15 protein-coding genes and 1 pseudogene are annotated in these 17082 nt (G+C 60.6%); 4 read left to right on the top strand and 12 right to left on the bottom strand.

Annotated features, from left to right (window positions below; all coding sequences use genetic code 11):
• Positions 1–36 precede the first annotated feature (36 nt).
• The 7 genes from BN1117_RS02905 to BN1117_RS02875 form a co-directional block, all read right to left on the bottom strand.
• Complete coding sequence (locus tag BN1117_RS02905) at positions 37–1860, bottom strand: SulP family inorganic anion transporter (RefSeq protein WP_021230679.1); 1824 nt, start codon at positions 1858–1860, stop codon at positions 37–39.
• 71 nt (positions 1861–1931) lie between these two features.
• On the bottom strand, positions 1932–2522 hold the full coding sequence (locus BN1117_RS02900; protein WP_040094760.1) for a nucleotidyltransferase family protein: 591 nt from the start codon (positions 2520–2522) through the stop codon (positions 1932–1934).
• Positions 2509–2769 carry a GNAT family N-acetyltransferase gene (locus BN1117_RS02895; protein ID WP_005337747.1) on the bottom strand — a complete coding sequence of 87 codons (261 nt, stop codon included), beginning with the start codon at positions 2767–2769 and terminating at the stop codon, positions 2509–2511. Before BN1117_RS02895 ends, BN1117_RS02900 begins: the two co-directional genes overlap by 14 nt.
• Before the next feature lie 203 nt (positions 2770–2972).
• Complete coding sequence (locus BN1117_RS02890; RefSeq protein WP_040094759.1) at positions 2973–4157, bottom strand: iron-containing alcohol dehydrogenase; 1185 nt, start codon at positions 4155–4157, stop codon at positions 2973–2975.
• Positions 4158–4175: 18 nt separating this feature from the next.
• Positions 4176–4694, bottom strand: a complete 519-nt coding sequence (locus tag BN1117_RS02885; RefSeq protein ID WP_040094758.1) for a hypothetical protein — start codon at positions 4692–4694, stop codon at positions 4176–4178.
• Positions 4675–5295 (bottom strand): TetR/AcrR family transcriptional regulator, encoded by a 621-nt coding sequence (locus BN1117_RS02880; RefSeq protein ID WP_040094850.1) that lies wholly within the window; start codon positions 5293–5295, stop codon positions 4675–4677. The genes BN1117_RS02885 and BN1117_RS02880 overlap by 20 nt, the downstream gene beginning before the upstream one ends.
• An 11-nt stretch (positions 5296–5306) precedes the next feature.
• The gene (locus BN1117_RS02875; protein ID WP_040094757.1) at positions 5307–6752 is read right to left on the bottom strand and encodes a coniferyl aldehyde dehydrogenase; all 1446 of its coding nucleotides are present in this window, start codon (positions 6750–6752) and stop codon (positions 5307–5309) included.
• Between the two features lie 212 nt (positions 6753–6964).
• Here BN1117_RS02875 and BN1117_RS02870 point away from each other — a divergent pair, with 212 nt between their 5' ends.
• From BN1117_RS02870 to BN1117_RS02855, 4 genes are all read left to right on the top strand, one after another.
• Positions 6965–7258 carry a hypothetical protein gene (locus BN1117_RS02870; RefSeq protein WP_040094756.1) on the top strand — a complete coding sequence of 98 codons (294 nt, stop codon included), beginning with the start codon at positions 6965–6967 and terminating at the stop codon, positions 7256–7258.
• A 229-nt stretch (positions 7259–7487) separates the two neighbouring features.
• The gene (locus BN1117_RS02865) at positions 7488–8456 is read left to right on the top strand and encodes a nucleoside hydrolase (protein ID WP_040094755.1); all 969 of its coding nucleotides are present in this window, start codon (positions 7488–7490) and stop codon (positions 8454–8456) included.
• Between the two features lie 106 nt (positions 8457–8562).
• Positions 8563–8898 (top strand): DUF3634 family protein, encoded by a 336-nt coding sequence (locus BN1117_RS02860; protein WP_005353195.1) that lies wholly within the window; start codon positions 8563–8565, stop codon positions 8896–8898.
• A gap of 227 nt (positions 8899–9125) precedes the next feature.
• Complete coding sequence (locus BN1117_RS02855) at positions 9126–9500, top strand: DUF805 domain-containing protein (protein ID WP_040094754.1); 375 nt, start codon at positions 9126–9128, stop codon at positions 9498–9500.
• Between the two features lie 72 nt (positions 9501–9572).
• Here BN1117_RS02855 and BN1117_RS02850 read toward each other — a convergent pair whose 3' ends face one another.
• From BN1117_RS02850 to BN1117_RS02830, 5 genes and pseudogenes are all read right to left on the bottom strand, one after another.
• Complete coding sequence (locus BN1117_RS02850; protein WP_040094753.1) at positions 9573–10676, bottom strand: YdcF family protein; 1104 nt, start codon at positions 10674–10676, stop codon at positions 9573–9575.
• A 323-nt stretch (positions 10677–10999) separates the two neighbouring features.
• Positions 11000–11752, bottom strand: a complete 753-nt coding sequence (locus BN1117_RS02845) for a DNA/RNA non-specific endonuclease (protein ID WP_040094752.1) — start codon at positions 11750–11752, stop codon at positions 11000–11002.
• Between the two features lie 220 nt (positions 11753–11972).
• Positions 11973–12818: a universal stress protein gene (locus tag BN1117_RS02840; RefSeq protein ID WP_040094849.1), complete on the bottom strand. Its 846-nt coding sequence runs from the start codon at positions 12816–12818 to the stop codon at positions 11973–11975.
• 19 nt (positions 12819–12837) lie between these two features.
• A complete protein-coding gene (locus tag BN1117_RS02835) occupies positions 12838–14328 on the bottom strand; it encodes a SulP family inorganic anion transporter (RefSeq protein ID WP_040094751.1) in 1491 nt (496 codons plus the stop codon).
• Positions 14329–14728: 400 nt separating this feature from the next.
• Positions 14729–16620, bottom strand: a pseudogene (locus tag BN1117_RS02830) (PTS fructose transporter subunit EIIC).
• Positions 16621–17082 lie beyond the last annotated feature (462 nt).

Here is a 17082-nt window from a genome sequence, read left to right as displayed (position 1 = left end):
GCAGGATTGCACCGGCCAGGGGAGCAGGCCAAGGGATCAGGCAGGCGTGGCGCCCGCCTCCTGTTCGCTTGGCAAGGTGAGGCGCGCCGAGTCGGGCAGGGCATCATCCTGCGGCCAGTTGGAGCGGATGGCATCTGTGGTGCTCTCCACCACCGCATCATCCTTGAACACCGGCTCGCGGTAGCAGCGGGTCAGGCGCAGCGCCTGATACATATCGGGGCAGAGGATGATCCCCTCATCGCCCACCCGCACGCCTGCCTGCTTTAGCCAGTGGGTCATCTGGCCGTGGCGACCCGCCATCACCATATGGATGCCACGCCGTTTCAGCTCCTTGTGCAGCTCTCCCACCATGCTCATCACGCTGATGTCCTGATGGGTGAAGCAGGCGACCGCATCGATCACCAGACACTTGGGGGCTCGGGGATCCTGCACCAGCAGGGCCAGCACCCGCCGCTTGAAATAGGGGGCGTTGAAGTAGGTGAGCGGCGAGTTGAAGCGATAGACCAGAATACCCGGGATCGCCTTGGCCTGTTCGTTGTCCCCCAGGGTACGTACTACCCCCTCGTCATCCATGCCAAGCAGCTGGTCGGTGGGGCGCATCACATTGCGCAGGAACTGGAACAAGCCCAGCAACACGGCGAGGGTGATCCCCGGGATCACCCCCATGGTAAGCACGCTGATAAAGGTGACCAGCGCCAGCCAGAAGGCGGAGCGATCGGAGTGGCGCAGGGCCCAGAGACCGCGAAAATCGGTGAGCGAGAGTGAGGCCATTACCAGCACCACCCCTAGGGCTGCGGTCGGGATGTATTTGAGCGGCGCCGTCAGATAGAAGGTGATGAGGGCGATCACCGCCGCGGCGATGATGGAGACCAGCTGGCTCTTGCCGCCGTTGGCGTCGTTGACCGCGGTGCGTGAATCCGCGCCGCTGATGGCAAAACCCTGGGAGACTGCGGAGGCGAGGTTCGCCATACCGAGGGCCCGAAACTCTTTGTCTGCGTCTATCTCGTAACCGTTTTTGGCGGCAAAGCTGCGGGCGGTCAGCATCATGGAGACGAAGCTCACCATGGCGAGGTTAAGGGCAGGCAGCACCAGCTCCCGCATCAGACCGGGGGGAAATTCCGGCATCTGGAAGGCGGGCAGACCGGAGCCCACCGTCCCCAAGGTGGCGATATCAAACTGGCCGAGATTAAAGCCCCACACCAGCGCAGCGGTCACCACCATGGCCACCATGGAGGAGGGCCATGCCGGTTTGTAGCGTTTGGCCAGCAGCAGGGTAAGCAGAGCCACCAGACTCATGGCCAGGGTCGGCAGATGGGTCTGGGTAATATAGGTGGCCCCGCTGGCGATCCGCTCGATGAGGTAACGTTCGCTAAAGGTGAAGCCGAAGATCTTGGAGAGCTGGCCCACCATGATGGTGATGGCTACCCCGTTGAGCAGCCCCATCAGGATCGGGCGGGAGAGAAAGTCCGCCAGCACTCCCAGCTTGAAGCGGCTGGCAATCAGGCACCAGAAGCCGGTCATGGCGGTCATGGTCATCACCAGTTGCCAGTGACGGGTGGGGTCGCCTGCGGCCAGCGGCGTCACCACGGCGGCAATGACCGCACAGGTGGCGGCATCAGGGCCGACAATCAACTGGCGGGAGGTGCCAAACAGGGCGTAGACCAGCATGGGCAGGATGCAGGAGTAGAGGCCGACGATGGCACCCACCCCGGCAAGCTCGGCATAGGCGATGGCGACGGGCAGCGCCACTGCCGCCACCGAGAGTCCGGCGCGAAGATCTGGCATCAACCAGGCGCGCTGGTAATGCAGCAGGGCGGCGAGGCCCGGTAGCCAGCGTTCGAGAGAGAAGAAGTCGCGCATTATTTAACCCATTGAGTTACAACCAGCTTTTCCCCTAGTGTGCCCAAGGTTATCGAAAGATTGCAATCAGGTTATGGCCAGTTTACCTGAAGGTCAGGCCAGATAGCCTGCCAGCGTTTCTCCTTGATGCGCTGGGTAAAAATCTGTTTGTCCTGGCGACATCTGGGGTTGGCACTCACTTGCAGCGACCAGTTGATGGCAAAGCCGTAGGGGGCAAGCCACTCGAACTCACCATCTCGGGTGAGACGCACGCCGATGCAGGTGGGCACTTCGACCCAGTGGCTCAGCGCCTCAAGGCTGCTGGCAAATGGCGCCACCAGCTGGCGAGTGTGCATGCGGGCCTGATTGCGCACCTCCCACTGCTGGCTGGGCAGGCGTTTGGCGAGCCAAGCTTCGTGCTCCGCTTCGGCCAGCCCTTGCGGATCGGTTTTATCGAGATAGATAAGGTCGATATCGTTGAGCGGGGTGGGCACCGCCTTGTGGTGAAGGTGATCCCAGATGAGGTTGCGGATAAAACCGGCCCCCAGCGCCCAGTCGGGCAGATTGAGCTCGGCCGCGGCTTGCAGGCAGGCCATCCGCTGCGGATCGGCCCGCAGCAGGGCTTCTGTTTTGGCTTGGAATTGCTGTTCGAGGGCGGAGTTCAGAGGTTCAGTTGTTGGCATTGCGGCGTAACCAGACATCAATGTAGCGGCAGCTCGGCACTATAGTGAGCCCCTCCGCCTGAGTCCAGTTGAAGAAGGCGCGTGCCAGCTGATCGGCAATCCCCTGCACCCGCAGCTCGGGCGGTACGAAGGTGCTGTAGGCATCGATGGTCTTGGCATCGAGCCGTCGGTAGCGCAGTCTCGACTCTTTCCCCTCCACCATACAGATGAACTGCTGCTGGTTGGCCTGATGGATGATGTCGCTCATGGTGGGCACCTCTGGCATAAAGTTGGGTCTCTCGGCACAACATAACTGTTAGCCAAGGTATAGAACAGATAATGAGAGCCCGTGGTCAATATCATCCCCCTTTGACAGAGGGCGCATCAATATCGCGATGCAGATCAAGGTGCCCGATGGTGAGTCGGGCACCGCGTTAGTGTCAGCACAAGAGTGTTGGCAAAGGGGAGGGATCAGACCCAGGCCCGCTCCAGCAGGGTAAGTAACTGCTCACGGTCGGCATCCTTGCGATTGAACAGCAGGGCACCGTCGTTGATCGCCAGATCGCGGATCTCGGTCAGTAGCGAGCGATCGCTTACCCCTGCCTCGCTCATGGTGCGCGGCAGCTTGACCGCTTGCCACAAGGTGTCGCGCAGGGTGCGAATGGCTGTGATGGTCGCCTCCGCCCGCTGATGGGTCGGGGTGGCGGCAAAGCGCTCTGCCCCCACCAGCGGCAACAGCAGCCGGGCCAGCTCGCTATCCACCTCGGGGCGGTTGTAGTCGAGCACGGTGGGCAAAAAGAGGTTCATGCACAGCCCATGGGGCAGATGGCAGCGGGCTCCCAGACTGTGGCCGAGGGCGTGCACCAGCCCCACCATGGAGTTGGAAAAAGCCATGCCAGCCAGCGTGGAGCCTTCCGCCAGTTGCAGCCGCAGCTGTTTGTTTTGCGGGTCGTGGATGATTTGCGGCAGGGCGCTGGCGATCTTCTCCACCGCCATCAGGGCCAGCGCATCGCTCACTGGGTTTTTCGCTGTGCCGATAAAGGCCTCGATGGCGTGGGTCATGGCGTCCATGGCGGTAGCGGCGGTGATATTGAGGGGCAGTCCCTGGGTCAGGCGCGGGTCGAGCACCGCCAGCTGGGGCAGCAGGAAGGGGGAGGTGAAGGGCACCTTGCGCCCGCTCGCCTCATCCTTTATCACCGCCACCAGCGTCACTTCTGAGCCTGTGCCCGCCGTGGTGGGAACCACCGCCAGCGGCTTGAGGGGACGGGTCAGGCAACCGGCGCCCGAGTAGTCGAGCAGATGATCCCCCCCCATGGAAGTGAGAATGTTGACCGCCTTGGCGGTGTCGATGACCGAGCCGCCCCCCAGCGCCACCAGACTGTCGCAGTCGAGCTCGCGATAGCGTTTGGCGATCCGCTCCACCACGGCGGTGGAAGAGTCGGCCGGGATCTCGTCCCAGATGGCGGCGACCGGCAGCTCCCCTTCGGCCAGCACATTGGCCAGCAGGGTGGCAAGGCCGGTGGCATTGACCCCCTTGTCGGTCAGCAGCAGCGGGCGACGGGCACCCAGACTGGCCAGCTCGCTGGCCAGCTGCTCCAGCGCCTGTTCACCGGCCAGCAGTTTGACCGGGCAGAAGAAATCGTAATAGCGGCTCATTTCAAGGCTCCTTGCGCGTTAGCCGGTCACCAGACCCAGATAGATGTTGCAGGCCCGGCCGATCTTGTTGGTCGGGGCGGGATAGTGGCGCAGCAGCGGCCGCGCGATAAAAGCGGGCAGGATCAGGGACTGCAACTGCTCAAGCCCCCGCACCAGATGCATGGCAACGGTCAGGTCTCCCTCCACCAGCAGCCGGTTTTCGCCAAATGCCTGATTGACCCCGAGCCGAAAACTCAGGGCGCGAAAGGCGATATTGGGATGCTTGAAGCGCACCCGTAGCGGATGGATGGTGGCATGAGGGGCGGCCGGCGCGCCGGGATACCAGCGCCCACCCTGCTTGTGCATGTTCATGGCATAGCCGATGCCGCCCACTTCGAGGCGGATTGCCAACCCGTCCGGCAACGGCGCCAATTCGCGGCGTACCGCCTCGTCGGTGCGGGCGGCGCGGCAGAGGGTACGACCCACCACCCAGAGCAGAGTGGTGATCCAGAGGCGGCGGCCAAGGGCTGCCGCAGGTTCAAACATCCGTGTTTGCATGAGGATTGGCTCCTGAGATGGCTGACCAGAAGAGGGCGAACGCACTGGCTTGCCAGTAGTCGTCCTCTCCCAGCTCCGGTTGATCGACAAACAGTGATGCGCAGGCGAGGAACTGGCCCTGACACACCTCCAGCAACAGTGGCGCGGGGGCCTGTATCAGCTCGCCGCTGGCCTGCCCCTTTGCCAGCAGGGCAGGCAGAAAGCGCAGGGCATCGTTCAGGATCTGGCTGCGGGCCGGTCTGGCCAGCAGCGGAGAGTGAAAGAAATCCAGCACAAATTTGAGCTCATTGGGGTTAGCCTGCATCCACTCCATCGCCAGCTGCCAGTAGTGGCGGGTCTGGTCGTACAGCGGCAGGGTGGGATCTGCTTCATGGATGGCGCTCCCCATCCGGGTCTTTACATCCTGATAGAGGGCGAGGATCAGCGCCTCCTTGCTCGGAAAGTGGTGGAACAGAGTACCGTTGGCTACCCCGGCCGCCTTGGCGATACGGGCGGTGGCAGCCCCCTGCAAGCCATCTTCGGCGCAGAGGGCGAGGGCGGCATCCAGGATCTGGCGGCGCTTGTCGGTCATGTTTTGTGGCTGCGGGATAGCCTGGTTCATGGTCATCTCCATCAGCGCAGGAAGAAGGCCATCATCAGCTTCTGGATCCAGCTGTGGTAGGGCGGATGGATCAGGGAGCCGGTGGTGAACTTGCCGCGGGTCAGCACGGTTTTCGCCTTGGAGAAGGTAAGAAACCCTTCGTGGCCGTGGTAGTGGCCCATGCCGGAGGCGCCGATGCCGCCAAACGGCACATCGTCGGCAGCCACCTGAAACAGGCTCTCGTTGATCGCCATGCCGCCGGAGTGGGTCTCCCGGGTCACTCGCGTCTGCAGCTCGGGGTCGAAGCTCATCAGATAGAGGGCCAGCGGGCGGGGCCGCTCGGCCACATAGGTGAGCGCCTCCTCCAGGGTGTCGTAGGGGATGAGCGGCAGCAGCGGGCCAAAGATCTCCTGCTGCATCACCTGACACTGGCCCGGTACTCCGGTCAGCAGGTGGGGCGCCAGCAGGCGGCGCTGATCATCCCGCGCCGGGCTGGCGCAAGGATGCAGCTCGGCACCGGCCTGCTCGGCTTCATCGAGCCAGCTGACGAGGCGCTGATACTGGCGGTCGTTGATGATGGCGCCGTAGTCGGCACTATTGAGCCCCTGCGGGTAGAGCTTGCTGAAGTGGCTGCGATAGGCGGCGATAAAGTTATCCACCTCGCCTCGGGGCAGCAGTACATAGTCGGGGGCGACGCAGATCTGGCCGGCGTTGAGGCTCTTGCCGAAGATCATCCGCTCGACCGCGGTGGCAACCGGCATGTCGGGGGCGATGAGACAGGGGCTTTTGCCGCCCAGCTCAAGGGTGAGGGGGGTGAGCTGGGGCGCGGCGGCAGCCATCACCAGCTTGCCCACCATGGTGGAGCCGGTAAAGAGCAGGTGATCAAACGGCAGCGAGCTGAACGCTGCCGCCATCTGGGCATCTCCCTCGATGATGGCGATCTCGTTTTCGTCAAGCACGCTGGTGAGCAGGGTGCGCAACACGGCATTGGTATGGGGGGTGAACTCGGAGAGTTTCAGCATCGCCCGGTTGCCCGCCGCAATGGCAGTGATGAGGGGGCCAAGGCTCAGCATCACCGGAAAGTTCCACGGCACGATAATGCCGACAACCCCCAGTGGCTGGAAGTGCACCTCTACTTTGGCGGGGGCCAGCAGCAGGCCGGTGTGGCGGCGGTGAGGCTGCATCCAGCGCTTGAGCCGCTTCTGGGTGTAGTTGATCTGCATGATGCAGGGCAGCACATCGGCGATCAGGCTGTCGTAGTGACTGCGCTGGCCATAATCTGCCGCCAGCGCTTTGCACAGTTGTCCCTTGTGGGCGAGCAATGCCTGTTTGAGTTTGGTCAGCTGCGCCCGGCGCTCGGCCAGGGTGGGCATGGGATGAGCCAGACAGGCTCGTTTTAGTCTGGCCAGCTGGTCAGGCAGGGCCAGCTTGGTGGCGAGAACCTCATCAGAATTTTGTTGATACGGTGCAACACCCATGATCTTCTCCGCGCTAAAAATGACCGACCGATTAGTCGGTCAAACTCTAGTTGCTTGTTGCTAAATTGTAAAGGTGGCAATCTTTTACCCCGAAACAGTGTCCTGGCTGCCAGAGATAACTGTGTCTATCACCACAGAATGGTGGTTTTTATGTTGGTTGATTATCCAATAAGAGGTAGTTTTGGGGTGTTAACTTGCACGGAGAGAGCTTTATGACCAAGGAACTGAACAGCTTGTTGGCCCGGCTTGAAGATGTGGTTGAGCGGATGCCGGATTGCTTCAACACCTATGAGTTTGCCCAGAAGCTGGCACTGCAATATCAGCCGGAGTTTTTTGCTGCGGGCCATTCCCTTGCCGAGCATGAGGGCAAGGTGCTGCGAGTGTTGCATCAGAGAATTGCCGAGGCGCTGGCGGGCAGTGAGGTGGTGATTGAAGGGGCGCAGCTCCCCTGCGTCACCCCCTGGGGGGAGAAGGCGACCTCACCGCGCTGGCATCGCAAGCACTGAGGATACGGCCAGGCAGATCGGTGCCAGACAGCAGATAACGAACAACGATATAACGATATAAGGGCGCGGCGCTGGCAACAGGGCCGCGCCGTTTCTTGTGCAGATTGTCGCCAGCCGTGTGTCTTGCCGGGAGCAAAGGCCCGCTCTGTGATCCCATGCCCGGATACGGGGGCGCCAGCCGGGTAGACTCTCCCCTTTGTCGCAGGGTTTGTCACCATAGGAATTTCTCATGACCCATAAAATCATTCTGGATACCGACCCGGGTATCGACGATGCCATGGCCATCCTGTTTGCCGAGGCCCACCCCGCCATCGAGCTGCTCGCCATCACCACTGTTTTTGGTAACGCCACCATCGACAATGGCACCCGCAACGCCCTCTGGCTCAAGCAGAAGTACGGCATGAAGGCGGATGTGGCCAAAGGTGCTGCCGCCCCGCTGCTGCGCGAGCCGGTCGGCCCCACCACCATAGTCCACGGCCCGAGCGGCTTTGGCGACATGGAGGCGGGAGAGGTGACTATCGCTCCGGATCCCCGCCCCGCTTGGCAATATATTGTCGAGGCGGTGAAAGCCGCGCCGGGGGAGATCACCCTCGTCACTATCGGCCCACTTACCAATCTGGCGCAGGCGTTGCAGCAGGCGCCCGAGATTGTCTCGCTGGTGAAACAGGTGGTGGTGATGGGGGGCGCCTTTGGCGTCAACGGCCATCGCGGCAACGTCACCCCCTATGCCGAGGCCAATATCCACGACGATCCCGATGCCGCTGACCGGGTCTTTACCGCCGACTGGCCGGTGGTGATCATCGGGCTGGATGTGACCCAGCAGAGCTTCTTCAGCAGCGCCTATCTGGATGAGCTCAGGGATAAGGCGGGGGAGCCGGGCCGCTTCCTGTGGGATGTGAGCCGCTTCTACCTGCGTTTTTACTCCGAGAAGCTGGGGCTCTCCGGTTGCCATGTGCACGATCCGTCCGCCATCGCCTATGTGATCGATCCGACCCTCTTTACCCTGCGCGAGGGGCCGGTACGGGTGATCACCAGCGGCCCGGCCATCGGCCACACCCTGCAAAAGTTCGATGGCAAGCGCCACTCCCACGATGATTGGGCAGCCTATCGTCCGCAGCAGGTCGGGGTGGCGGTGCGCGATGAAGCCTTGCTGGCGCTCTATCGCGAGACGCTGGTGGGCTGGGGCAAGGATTGCTGAGCAAAGAGGCGCTATTGCGCTGACGCGGGGGCTGTGATCGACGCCAAACAATCGGAACGCACGACCGCTTATACTGCCTTATATCAAGAGCTTGGGAGGGATGAAGATGGCCTGGATTTCCTTGATAGTGGCGATAGCCCTGATCTGGTGGTTGATGAAGCTGGGGCGTGGTGCCCTGTTCGAAATCCGCCTTGCCCCCGGCAAGGTGGTGGTCAAGCAGGGCAAGGTGTCACCCGCCTTTATTGAGCATGCCAAGCAGATCCTGCGCCACGACACGGTGCGCGGTCGCATCGTGGGGCAGCGTGATGGCGATGGCGTCAAGCTGATCTTCTCCCGCTCCATCCCCGAACCGGTAGCCCAGCGGTTTCGCAATATCTTCCCCTATGGCGATTACCGCCAGCCAACGGCGCCACTGCCGGGGCCCAAATCCCGCAAGGGATAAGCACCAAAACGTGGTTTATCAATAGCCAACGGGCCTCCAGTGGAGGCCCGTTGGCTATGAGTGCCTGTTCAAGGGGATACCCAGCTTCTTGCCGAGCGGCCTGTGATAGATGGCCGAGGGAACGAGAATCTACGTCGATGCGGCGAGATGATCGCGCTAAGCTCTAGACATCTTGCCTTATTGACACTCTTTTTATTCATAGGCGTAACAGCCACTTTGGAGGCGCAATGAATTGGTATATCTCGGTCCTCAAGCAATATGCGGTATTCAGCGGGCGGGCCCGTCGCACCGAATACTGGATGTTCGTGCTGTGCAACGTCATCGTAATACTGTTGCTGGGCATGGTGGACAAGCTGATTGGCGGCGACAAGGAGCTGATCAGCGCCATCTATTCGCTGGCGGTGCTGCTGCCATCGCTGGCGGTGGCGGCCCGTCGTCTGCACGATACCGACCGCAGCGCTTGGTGGCTGCTGCTCGGGCTTATCCCCGTTATCGGCACCCTGGTACTTATCTACTTTATGGTCTGCAATGGCCAGCAGGGGCCAAACCGCTTCGGTGACGATCCCAAAGCGGGCCCCTCACAGGGCTTTAGCGTCAGCTGACAGGTGCGGTGAAACGTACAAACAGAAGAGGGAGGCATCACGCCTCCCTCTCTTTTTCGTGTTGATGGTCGATCAACGCTCGATCAGCGGGGCGGAGCGGTAGCTCCACATGCCGTAGGTGCGCAGGGCATCGCGATAGATGCCGAGCAGCTCGCTCTCGCTCGGGGTGGCCAGCTCCTCGAGGGGCTTGTCGGGGTAGCTGATGCTCGCCACCTTGATGTTGGCCGGGCCAATCTGGTCGCAGGCGATTTCCAGCAACGCCTGACCGCGGCGGACATGGCTGGCAGAGCTCACCAGCACCGCATAGTCAATCTGGTGGCGGGCGAGGGCATAGGCGCTGTAGAGGGCGTTATCCACCGTGCTGGTGGCGTAGTTCTCTTCAATCAGGCGGCTGCGGTCGATGCCGTGGTTGGCCAGCCAGTCTGCCATTAGCTTGCCCTCGGTCTGGCGGTTCTGGGGCACGCCGCCGGTCAGGATGAGCAGCGCTTCCGGGTCGGCTTTGGCCAGCGTCAGAGTGGTTTGCAGGCGGCCCAGCAGGATCTTGTCCATGCTGCCGTCGGGATTGAGGGCATAGCCCAGGGTGACGATAGCGCGTTTACCCTCCTTGCTGGCCTTGACCTGATCCTCGGTCAGTTCGGTCTGCAGCGGGGCGGTGGTGATCCGCTGCACCCGGGCGATGATCTCCTCCAGATCCGCGGCGCGGCCGCTGTTGCGATCCGCCACTTTCGCCAGATAGCTGCGGGAAGCCACTTTGTTACCCTTCACCAACTGCCAGATGGCGAGATAGCTGTTGATGTCGAGATCATCGGGCGCCACCGCCTGCGCCTGCTCCAGCAAGGTGATGGCGCGGCTCAGGTTGCTGTTGTAGATCTGGGCGTTGGCTGCCGAGATGAGCAGGTCGGTGCGGTAGGGTTCAAGCTGGTAGGCGGCCAGCAGCTGCTCGGTCACCAGCTCCATATTGCTCGGCATCTTGGCGGTAAAACCGGCGTGGGAGATCTTGGCTGGCGACTTGTAGATCTGCAGCGCTTCGCCGAGCAGCATGTCCACCGCCTGGCGCTTGCTGACCAGGGTATTGAGGTCGTGCTCCATTTGCATCGAGCTATCGGCCGCTTGCAGGGCGAGGGGTGAGAACGCCAGCAGGCCGCCGAGGGTGAGGGCAAGAAGGGTCTGTTTCATCAAAAGGTCCTCTGTCGGGCTGAATCGCGCCGTTGCGCAGCGGCTTGCGGGCCGATGCGACGAGGCAAATGTGCGTCAATTCAGTCTGTTAGTGCCAAAGAGGGGGCAATATACCAGTTAACGGTGCGGCAAACTGTGAGTCGGGGCGGGTCGTCGGGTGATGCCACACTAGTGGCCGCAAAAGTGGCCGCAACGGGTCAGCAGCCATCTGAAAGGGACAGGGGGAGCGTAACTCCCCCTGCTGTGAGGGGCGCGGGCCCTCCCTCTATCGCGATGCAAGAGAGCTGGGGGTGTCAATCCATCTGCGGATGAGTTGTTCGCAGTCAGTTCCACATCGCGGAGATGCGGGTTTCCAGCGTCTCTTGCTGCTCTTCGGGCATGTTGCTGAAGAAGTTGAGCTGGGTTTGCTCTTCTACCTCGCGTACCGATACCCGGTAATTGGGGATCTGGCTGGTAGGAATATCTGCTTGCGGCATGATAAAGGCGATGGCCTGCAGTCTGGCCGGATCCATCACGATTCGGTAGTAGGCACTCGGGATCGTCACCCCCTGACCGATGGACTCTTCAGAGCCGGTAAAGATGGGGCCGGTGATCACCTGTACATCCTGGCGTGCGATGGCCCATTGGCGGGTCTTTTCCTCCAGAATACGCCACGCCTTCTGGTTAAGGGCGGGTAACTGAGGGGTCATGTTGGTCAGCAGGAAACTCTGCTTCATGGTGATGTCGCTGGCGGCCATGTCTGCGGCAGGCGCCTGATGGCCACGGTCGTAGCCCGAGCCTTTGTAATCGGAGAGCGTCGCGCGGTAGGCGACCGGTACCTCCTTGTCTTCGGCGAAGGCATCCTTGCGTTTGACCTTGCCCTGCGCGCTTTGGGTGGTCATCCGGTAGGAGACCCACTCAGACACCTTGTGGTCATAGTTGTAACCCGCCGCATAGCCAACACGGCAGAGCTGCTGATCCGAGTCGGAAGGTGTGCCGAAGCGCACATGTTCGCCGCAGGCAAAGCCCGCGGCAAAGAGCGGGGTAGCACCGAAGGTGAGGGTAACAGCCAGAACCAATTTATTGATTTTTATCATTTTTGTGATGCTCCAGTTTAGTAGGCGGAGCCATTTGACATGAGATCTGACCAGCGCTTCAATTGCTGTTTTTTTACACGTCACCGTTCTGTGACGGCTCGCCAAGATCCGTGATGTGACAGGTTAATATGTTTTAAATCAGTGGCTTGGTTGGTGGGATGATATGCGGTTGCTCGGCAGGCAACGAAAAGGGGCCCGCGATGGGCCCCTTGAATGATCGCTATCTCAGCAATAGCAGAGAGGTATGGCTGGTTTTCAGTATCCCCGTGGTGGTGCTCCCCACGATGAACTGTCGAATGCGTGAGTGGCCATAGGCCCCCATCACGATAAGGTCGCAGCCCACTTCGGTGGCATGCTGGCAGATAACGGGCACCACATCCCCTTGCAGCAGTCTGGTGGTTACTTTGATGCCCGCACTTTTCAACACCTGCTTGGCCTCTGCCAGCTGGCGTGTGTGTTCGTCACCCGGTTCGCCGACCATCACCAGCTCACACTCAAGCCCCTTGAGCAGAGGACTGCTTGCGATCAACTCCAGCACCTTCTTGGCGGTCGGGCTGGCGTCATAGGCAAACAGGAAGCGGCTTGGGGCCTGAAAGCCCGGCTGCACCACCATGATGGGGTTGGTCAGGGAGCGGATGACGTTCTCGAGATGGCTGCCAATCAGCTCGTGGGCATGGGTCATGCCCTGCTTGCCCATGATCAACATCCGCATACCGGATGAGAGCGCCTGGGTTGTCTCGACCAGCTGGCCGTGGCGTTGCAGGGTATCGACCTCTGACATCCCGAAGCCAGCAAGATACTCTTTGCCGCTCTCGAGTAGCATCCGTCCCTGCTCCTGGGCCAGACGGCTGCGGCGATGATCCAGCTCGGCGAGCTCCTCGAGCAGCTGCTCGCGACTGCCAAGTCCAATATTGCCGGAGAGATCGGCTTGCCCTGCAAACGCGTTCTTTTCCAGTACGTGCAGCAGGGTGACGGGTAACCCGGTGTTGGTAGCAGCCCATGCCGCCGCATCGCACACCGCTGTCATGGCCGGGGAGCCATCGATACAGGCGAAAATGTTTGTCATGATAAATTCCTTTTTGTGATCAGTGGCCAGCCAGCAGCTTTTCAACTTCTTCCGGTTTGTCGTGCACGCCAAAGCGGTCAACGATAGTGGCGCTCGCCTCATTCAAGCCAATCAGCTCGACTTCGGTGCCCTCACGGCGGAACTTGATGACCACCTTGTCCAGTGCGGTGACGGCGGTGATGTCCCAGAAGTGGGCGTGGGTGAGGTCGATCACCACTTTCTCTACCACCTCCTTGAAGTCAAATCCGGCAAAGAATTGCTCGGCACTGGCGAAGAACACCTGGCCCCGCACCTGATAGGTGCGTACCTCGCCATGGCGCTCGCTGTCGCGCTTGACCAGCATGAAGCGGGCAACCTTGTTGGCAAAGAACAGGGAGGCGAGCAGCACCCCGACAAATACCCCGAGCGCCAGGTTATGGGTAGCGACGACCACAGCTACTGTTGCGATCATCACGATATTGGTAGAGAGCGGGTGCTTTTTGAGATTGCGAACCGACTCCCAGGAAAACGTCCCGATAGAGACCATGATCATCACGGCCACCAGGGCTGCCATGGGGATCTGGCGGATCCACTCATCCATGAAGACCACCATCAGAATGAGCAGTGTGCCTGCAACAAAGGTGGAGAGGCGGCCACGGCCACCGGATTTGATGTTGATGATGGACTGACCAATCATGGCGCAGCCCGCCATGCCACCCATCAGGCCCGCGCCGATATTGGCGATCCCCTGGCCCTTGCACTCGCGATTGCGATCGCTCTGGGTATCGGTCAGGTCATCGACAATGGCCGCCGTCATCATTGATTCGAGCAAGCCCACTACGGCCAGACCTGCGGAATAGGGGAAGATGATCGCCAGCGTCTCCAGATTGAGCGGCACTTCGGGCCACAGGAAGATGGGCAGGGTATCGGGCAGTTCGCCCATGTCGCCCACGGTGCGGATATCGATGCCCATGGTGATGGCGACGGCCGTCAGGATCACGATGCAGAGCAGCGGAGAAGGCACCAGCTTGCCCACCACCGGGATCAGCGGGAACAGATAGATGATGCCAAGGCCCGCCGCCGTCATGGCGTAGACCAGCCAGGTGACGTTGGTGAGCTCAGGCAACTGGGCCATAAAGATGAGGATCGCCAGGGCGTTGACGAAGCCGGTGACCACTGAGCGGGAGACAAACCGCATCAGGCTGCCGAGCTTCAGGTAACCCGCTGCGATCTGGAGTACCCCGGTGAGCAGGGTGGCCGCCAGCAGATATTGCAGGCCGTGCTCTTTCACCAGGGTCACCATCAGCAGCGCCATGGCGCCGGTGGCGGCCGAGATCATGCCGGGGCGACCGCCGACAAAGGCGATAACCACGGCGATACAGAAGGAGGCATAGAGGCCGACCTTGGGGTCGACACCGGCGATGATCGAGAAGGCGATGGCCTCCGGGATCAACGCCAGTGCCACTACTGTGCCGGCTAACAGGTCACCACGGATGTTGGAGAACCACTCTTGTCTTGCACGTTCCAGCATGGGGGGATTTTCTCGCTTGTTCGGGATCCACTGCACAACGCATCCACTGACCAAGGGGGCAGATGGCGCTTTGGCAGGATCGGATTGTTGTATTGGTAAGTGACGGATGAACAAAAACGCTCCGGTTGTGATAACCAGAGTCAGGCGGCAGGTGCCGCAAAGGGCGGGGTTATGGCGGCGTTACAGTCACGCCAGTATGGGTCTTGATCATAAGGCCGCGGATAATAGCAGAGTCGTGCCGGAGGAGGTAGCCAATCTGCTCATTGACATCTGAACTATGGGCCACAACAGCGTGAGGTTGCACTCTGAGGTAAACAGGAGTGGGCTCCCTAATGATGAGTTGCCCGGCAGGCAACGAAAAGGGGCCCGCGATGGGCCCCTTGTGCTGGTTTGACTGCTATCAGGCGGCGTTTGCCTTGTTGCCCAGCGTGCGGGCCAGCAGCGCTTCCGGATTGTGGATCGCCTCTTTGGTCTTCACATCGATGACCTCGATATCGGTGAAGCGCTCGCGGTTCTTGATCGCCACGTCGTGGGCGAAGATGACGCAGCGGGCGTTGGCGACATCCTTGGCGGTAATGCGGTTGATGATGCCGTTGGCGCCCTGGGTCTCTACCTTGATCTTGATCCCCTGCTTGGCGGCGGCCTTCTGCAGGCTCTTGGCGGCCAGGAAGGTGTGGGCCACGCCGGACGGGCAGGCAGTGATGGCCAGTACGTCTGCTTCCCCTTCCGCTTCAATGACGTCGAAGCTGGTTTGGGTGGTGGTTACATCGTCTTCTTCGCTCACCGGCTTTTTCAGCAGGTTGACGATGATGGCGGTGGTCAGAGCGCCGAGGATGGTACCCAGGATGTAGCCCATCTTGCCTTCCTCCACCGGCAGGACAATCCAGCCACCCCAGGGGGCGTGGTTGATGCTGTGCATCATAAAGCCGGTGATGTTGCCGACGATGCCGCCTGCGACGATGGCCGGGATAACACGCATGGGGTCAGCAGCGGCGAACGGGATAGCACCTTCACTGATACCGATCATACCCATGATGGCGGCCGCTTTACCGGATTCACGCTCCTCTTTCTTGTAACGCTTCGGAGACATGAAGGTGGCCAGTGCCATACCGAGCGGCGGCACACAGATGGCGATACCAACGCCGCCCATCAGCCAGGGCTGGGTGTTGACCTGAGTCTGGGCAAACAGGGTCGCAACCTTGTTGACCGGGCCGCCCATATCGAAGGCGGTCATACCACCCAGAATGGCACCCAGCATCACTTTACCGGAGCCCGCCATGCTGGAGAGCCAGTGGTTCATCCCTTCCATCATGGCGGCGATCGGGGCGCCGATCCCCCACATCACGATGCCACACACCAGGAAGGTACCGATCAGCGGATAGATGAAGATGGAACCAAGGGAGGTCATGGAGTCAGGCAGCTTGATCCGTTTGAGCTGATTGACCACGAAACCTGCGATAAAGCCCACCAGAATGGCGCCGAGGAAACCGGTTTGATAGTGCTGAACGGCAATCCAGGAGCCGATCATGCCCGGGGCCAGGCCCGGTTTGTCAGCCAGCGAGTAGGCGATGTAGCCACCCAGCACGGCGGTAAACAGGGTCAGACCGGCGATACCCATGGTGGCCATGTCTTTGAGGAAGCCCGCTTCCGGTACGGCGCCCTTGCCGCTCATCATCACCGACAGGGAGAGCAGCACACCGCCCGCCACGATGAAGGGGATCATGTGGGAGGTACCAAACAGCAGGTGCTGCTTCATGGTATTGAGGCGATCCTTGAAAGTGCGCTCCTCGGGTTCAGCCGGTGCAGTGGCAGCCGGTTTGGCGGCAGGGGCAGGCTTTGCCACTTTCGGGCCTTGCTTGAGCAGGGTCAGGGCTTGCTCGACAGTGGTGGCCGCCTTCATCTGATCGATAAAGCAGGCTCCAGCAGACGGGTTGAGAGCTCCGCCAGCACTTCGATGTGGTGGTTGGCGCCGCCATCCGGGGAGGCGATCATGAAAATCAGTTGAGTTGGCTTGCCATCTTCGGCGCCGTACTCGATACCCTGACGGCTGACACCGATGGCAATGGCCGGACGGCTGACCGCCTTGCTCTTGGCGTGGGGCAGGGCGACACCCTGCTCGAAGCCGGTGCAGTCCAGCTGCTCGCGGGCCCAGATATCCTTGATGAATTGCTGTTGATCAGACACGGCGCCATCGCGCGCCAGCATCTGTGCCATCTCGTCGAACAGGGCCTCCTTGCTGGTGGCCTTCAACGCCAGGCAGATGAGTCTGCCGTTGGTCATGGTGGGTAACATATTACTCTCCTGGCTCCGTTGCCGAGCCGCATGATGGGGGGAACACTTGACCTGGATATTGTTCTCCCGTTGGCGCGGTGTCGAAATCGGACAAATGTGCCGTTTACTGGATTTTTGTGCTGGCAAGAATGGGCTGTGACCGCCATCTCGTTTTGGCACGAAGTTCGAATTCGATGTAAATATAAATTTAATCATTTAATATCAATTGCTTATTTTTGTTTGGTTCGTGCAAAGTCATATTTGAGCGTCCAGGTCGATGATGAATTTGCCGTGATGGAATGGATATTTGTGTGATTAGTTAGGGCGCAATAGTGTGAGCTGGTTGGCAAATAGCAGGCGTATTAAGTGGCTTTATTGTCATTAACGGGGAGGGATATAACTCTGCGAGTCTGGTCAGCCGTGTGATTAAGCGGTGAAAGAGGATGGCAGGGGGATAAAAAACGGTTCTTCGCATTTTGTGGG

Source organism: Aeromonas australiensis (assembly GCF_000819725.1).
Lineage (GTDB): Bacteria > Pseudomonadota > Gammaproteobacteria > Enterobacterales > Aeromonadaceae > Aeromonas > Aeromonas australiensis.
Note: the sequence above shows the minus strand (reverse complement) of the source record. Positions and strands in the feature narration are given on the sequence as shown.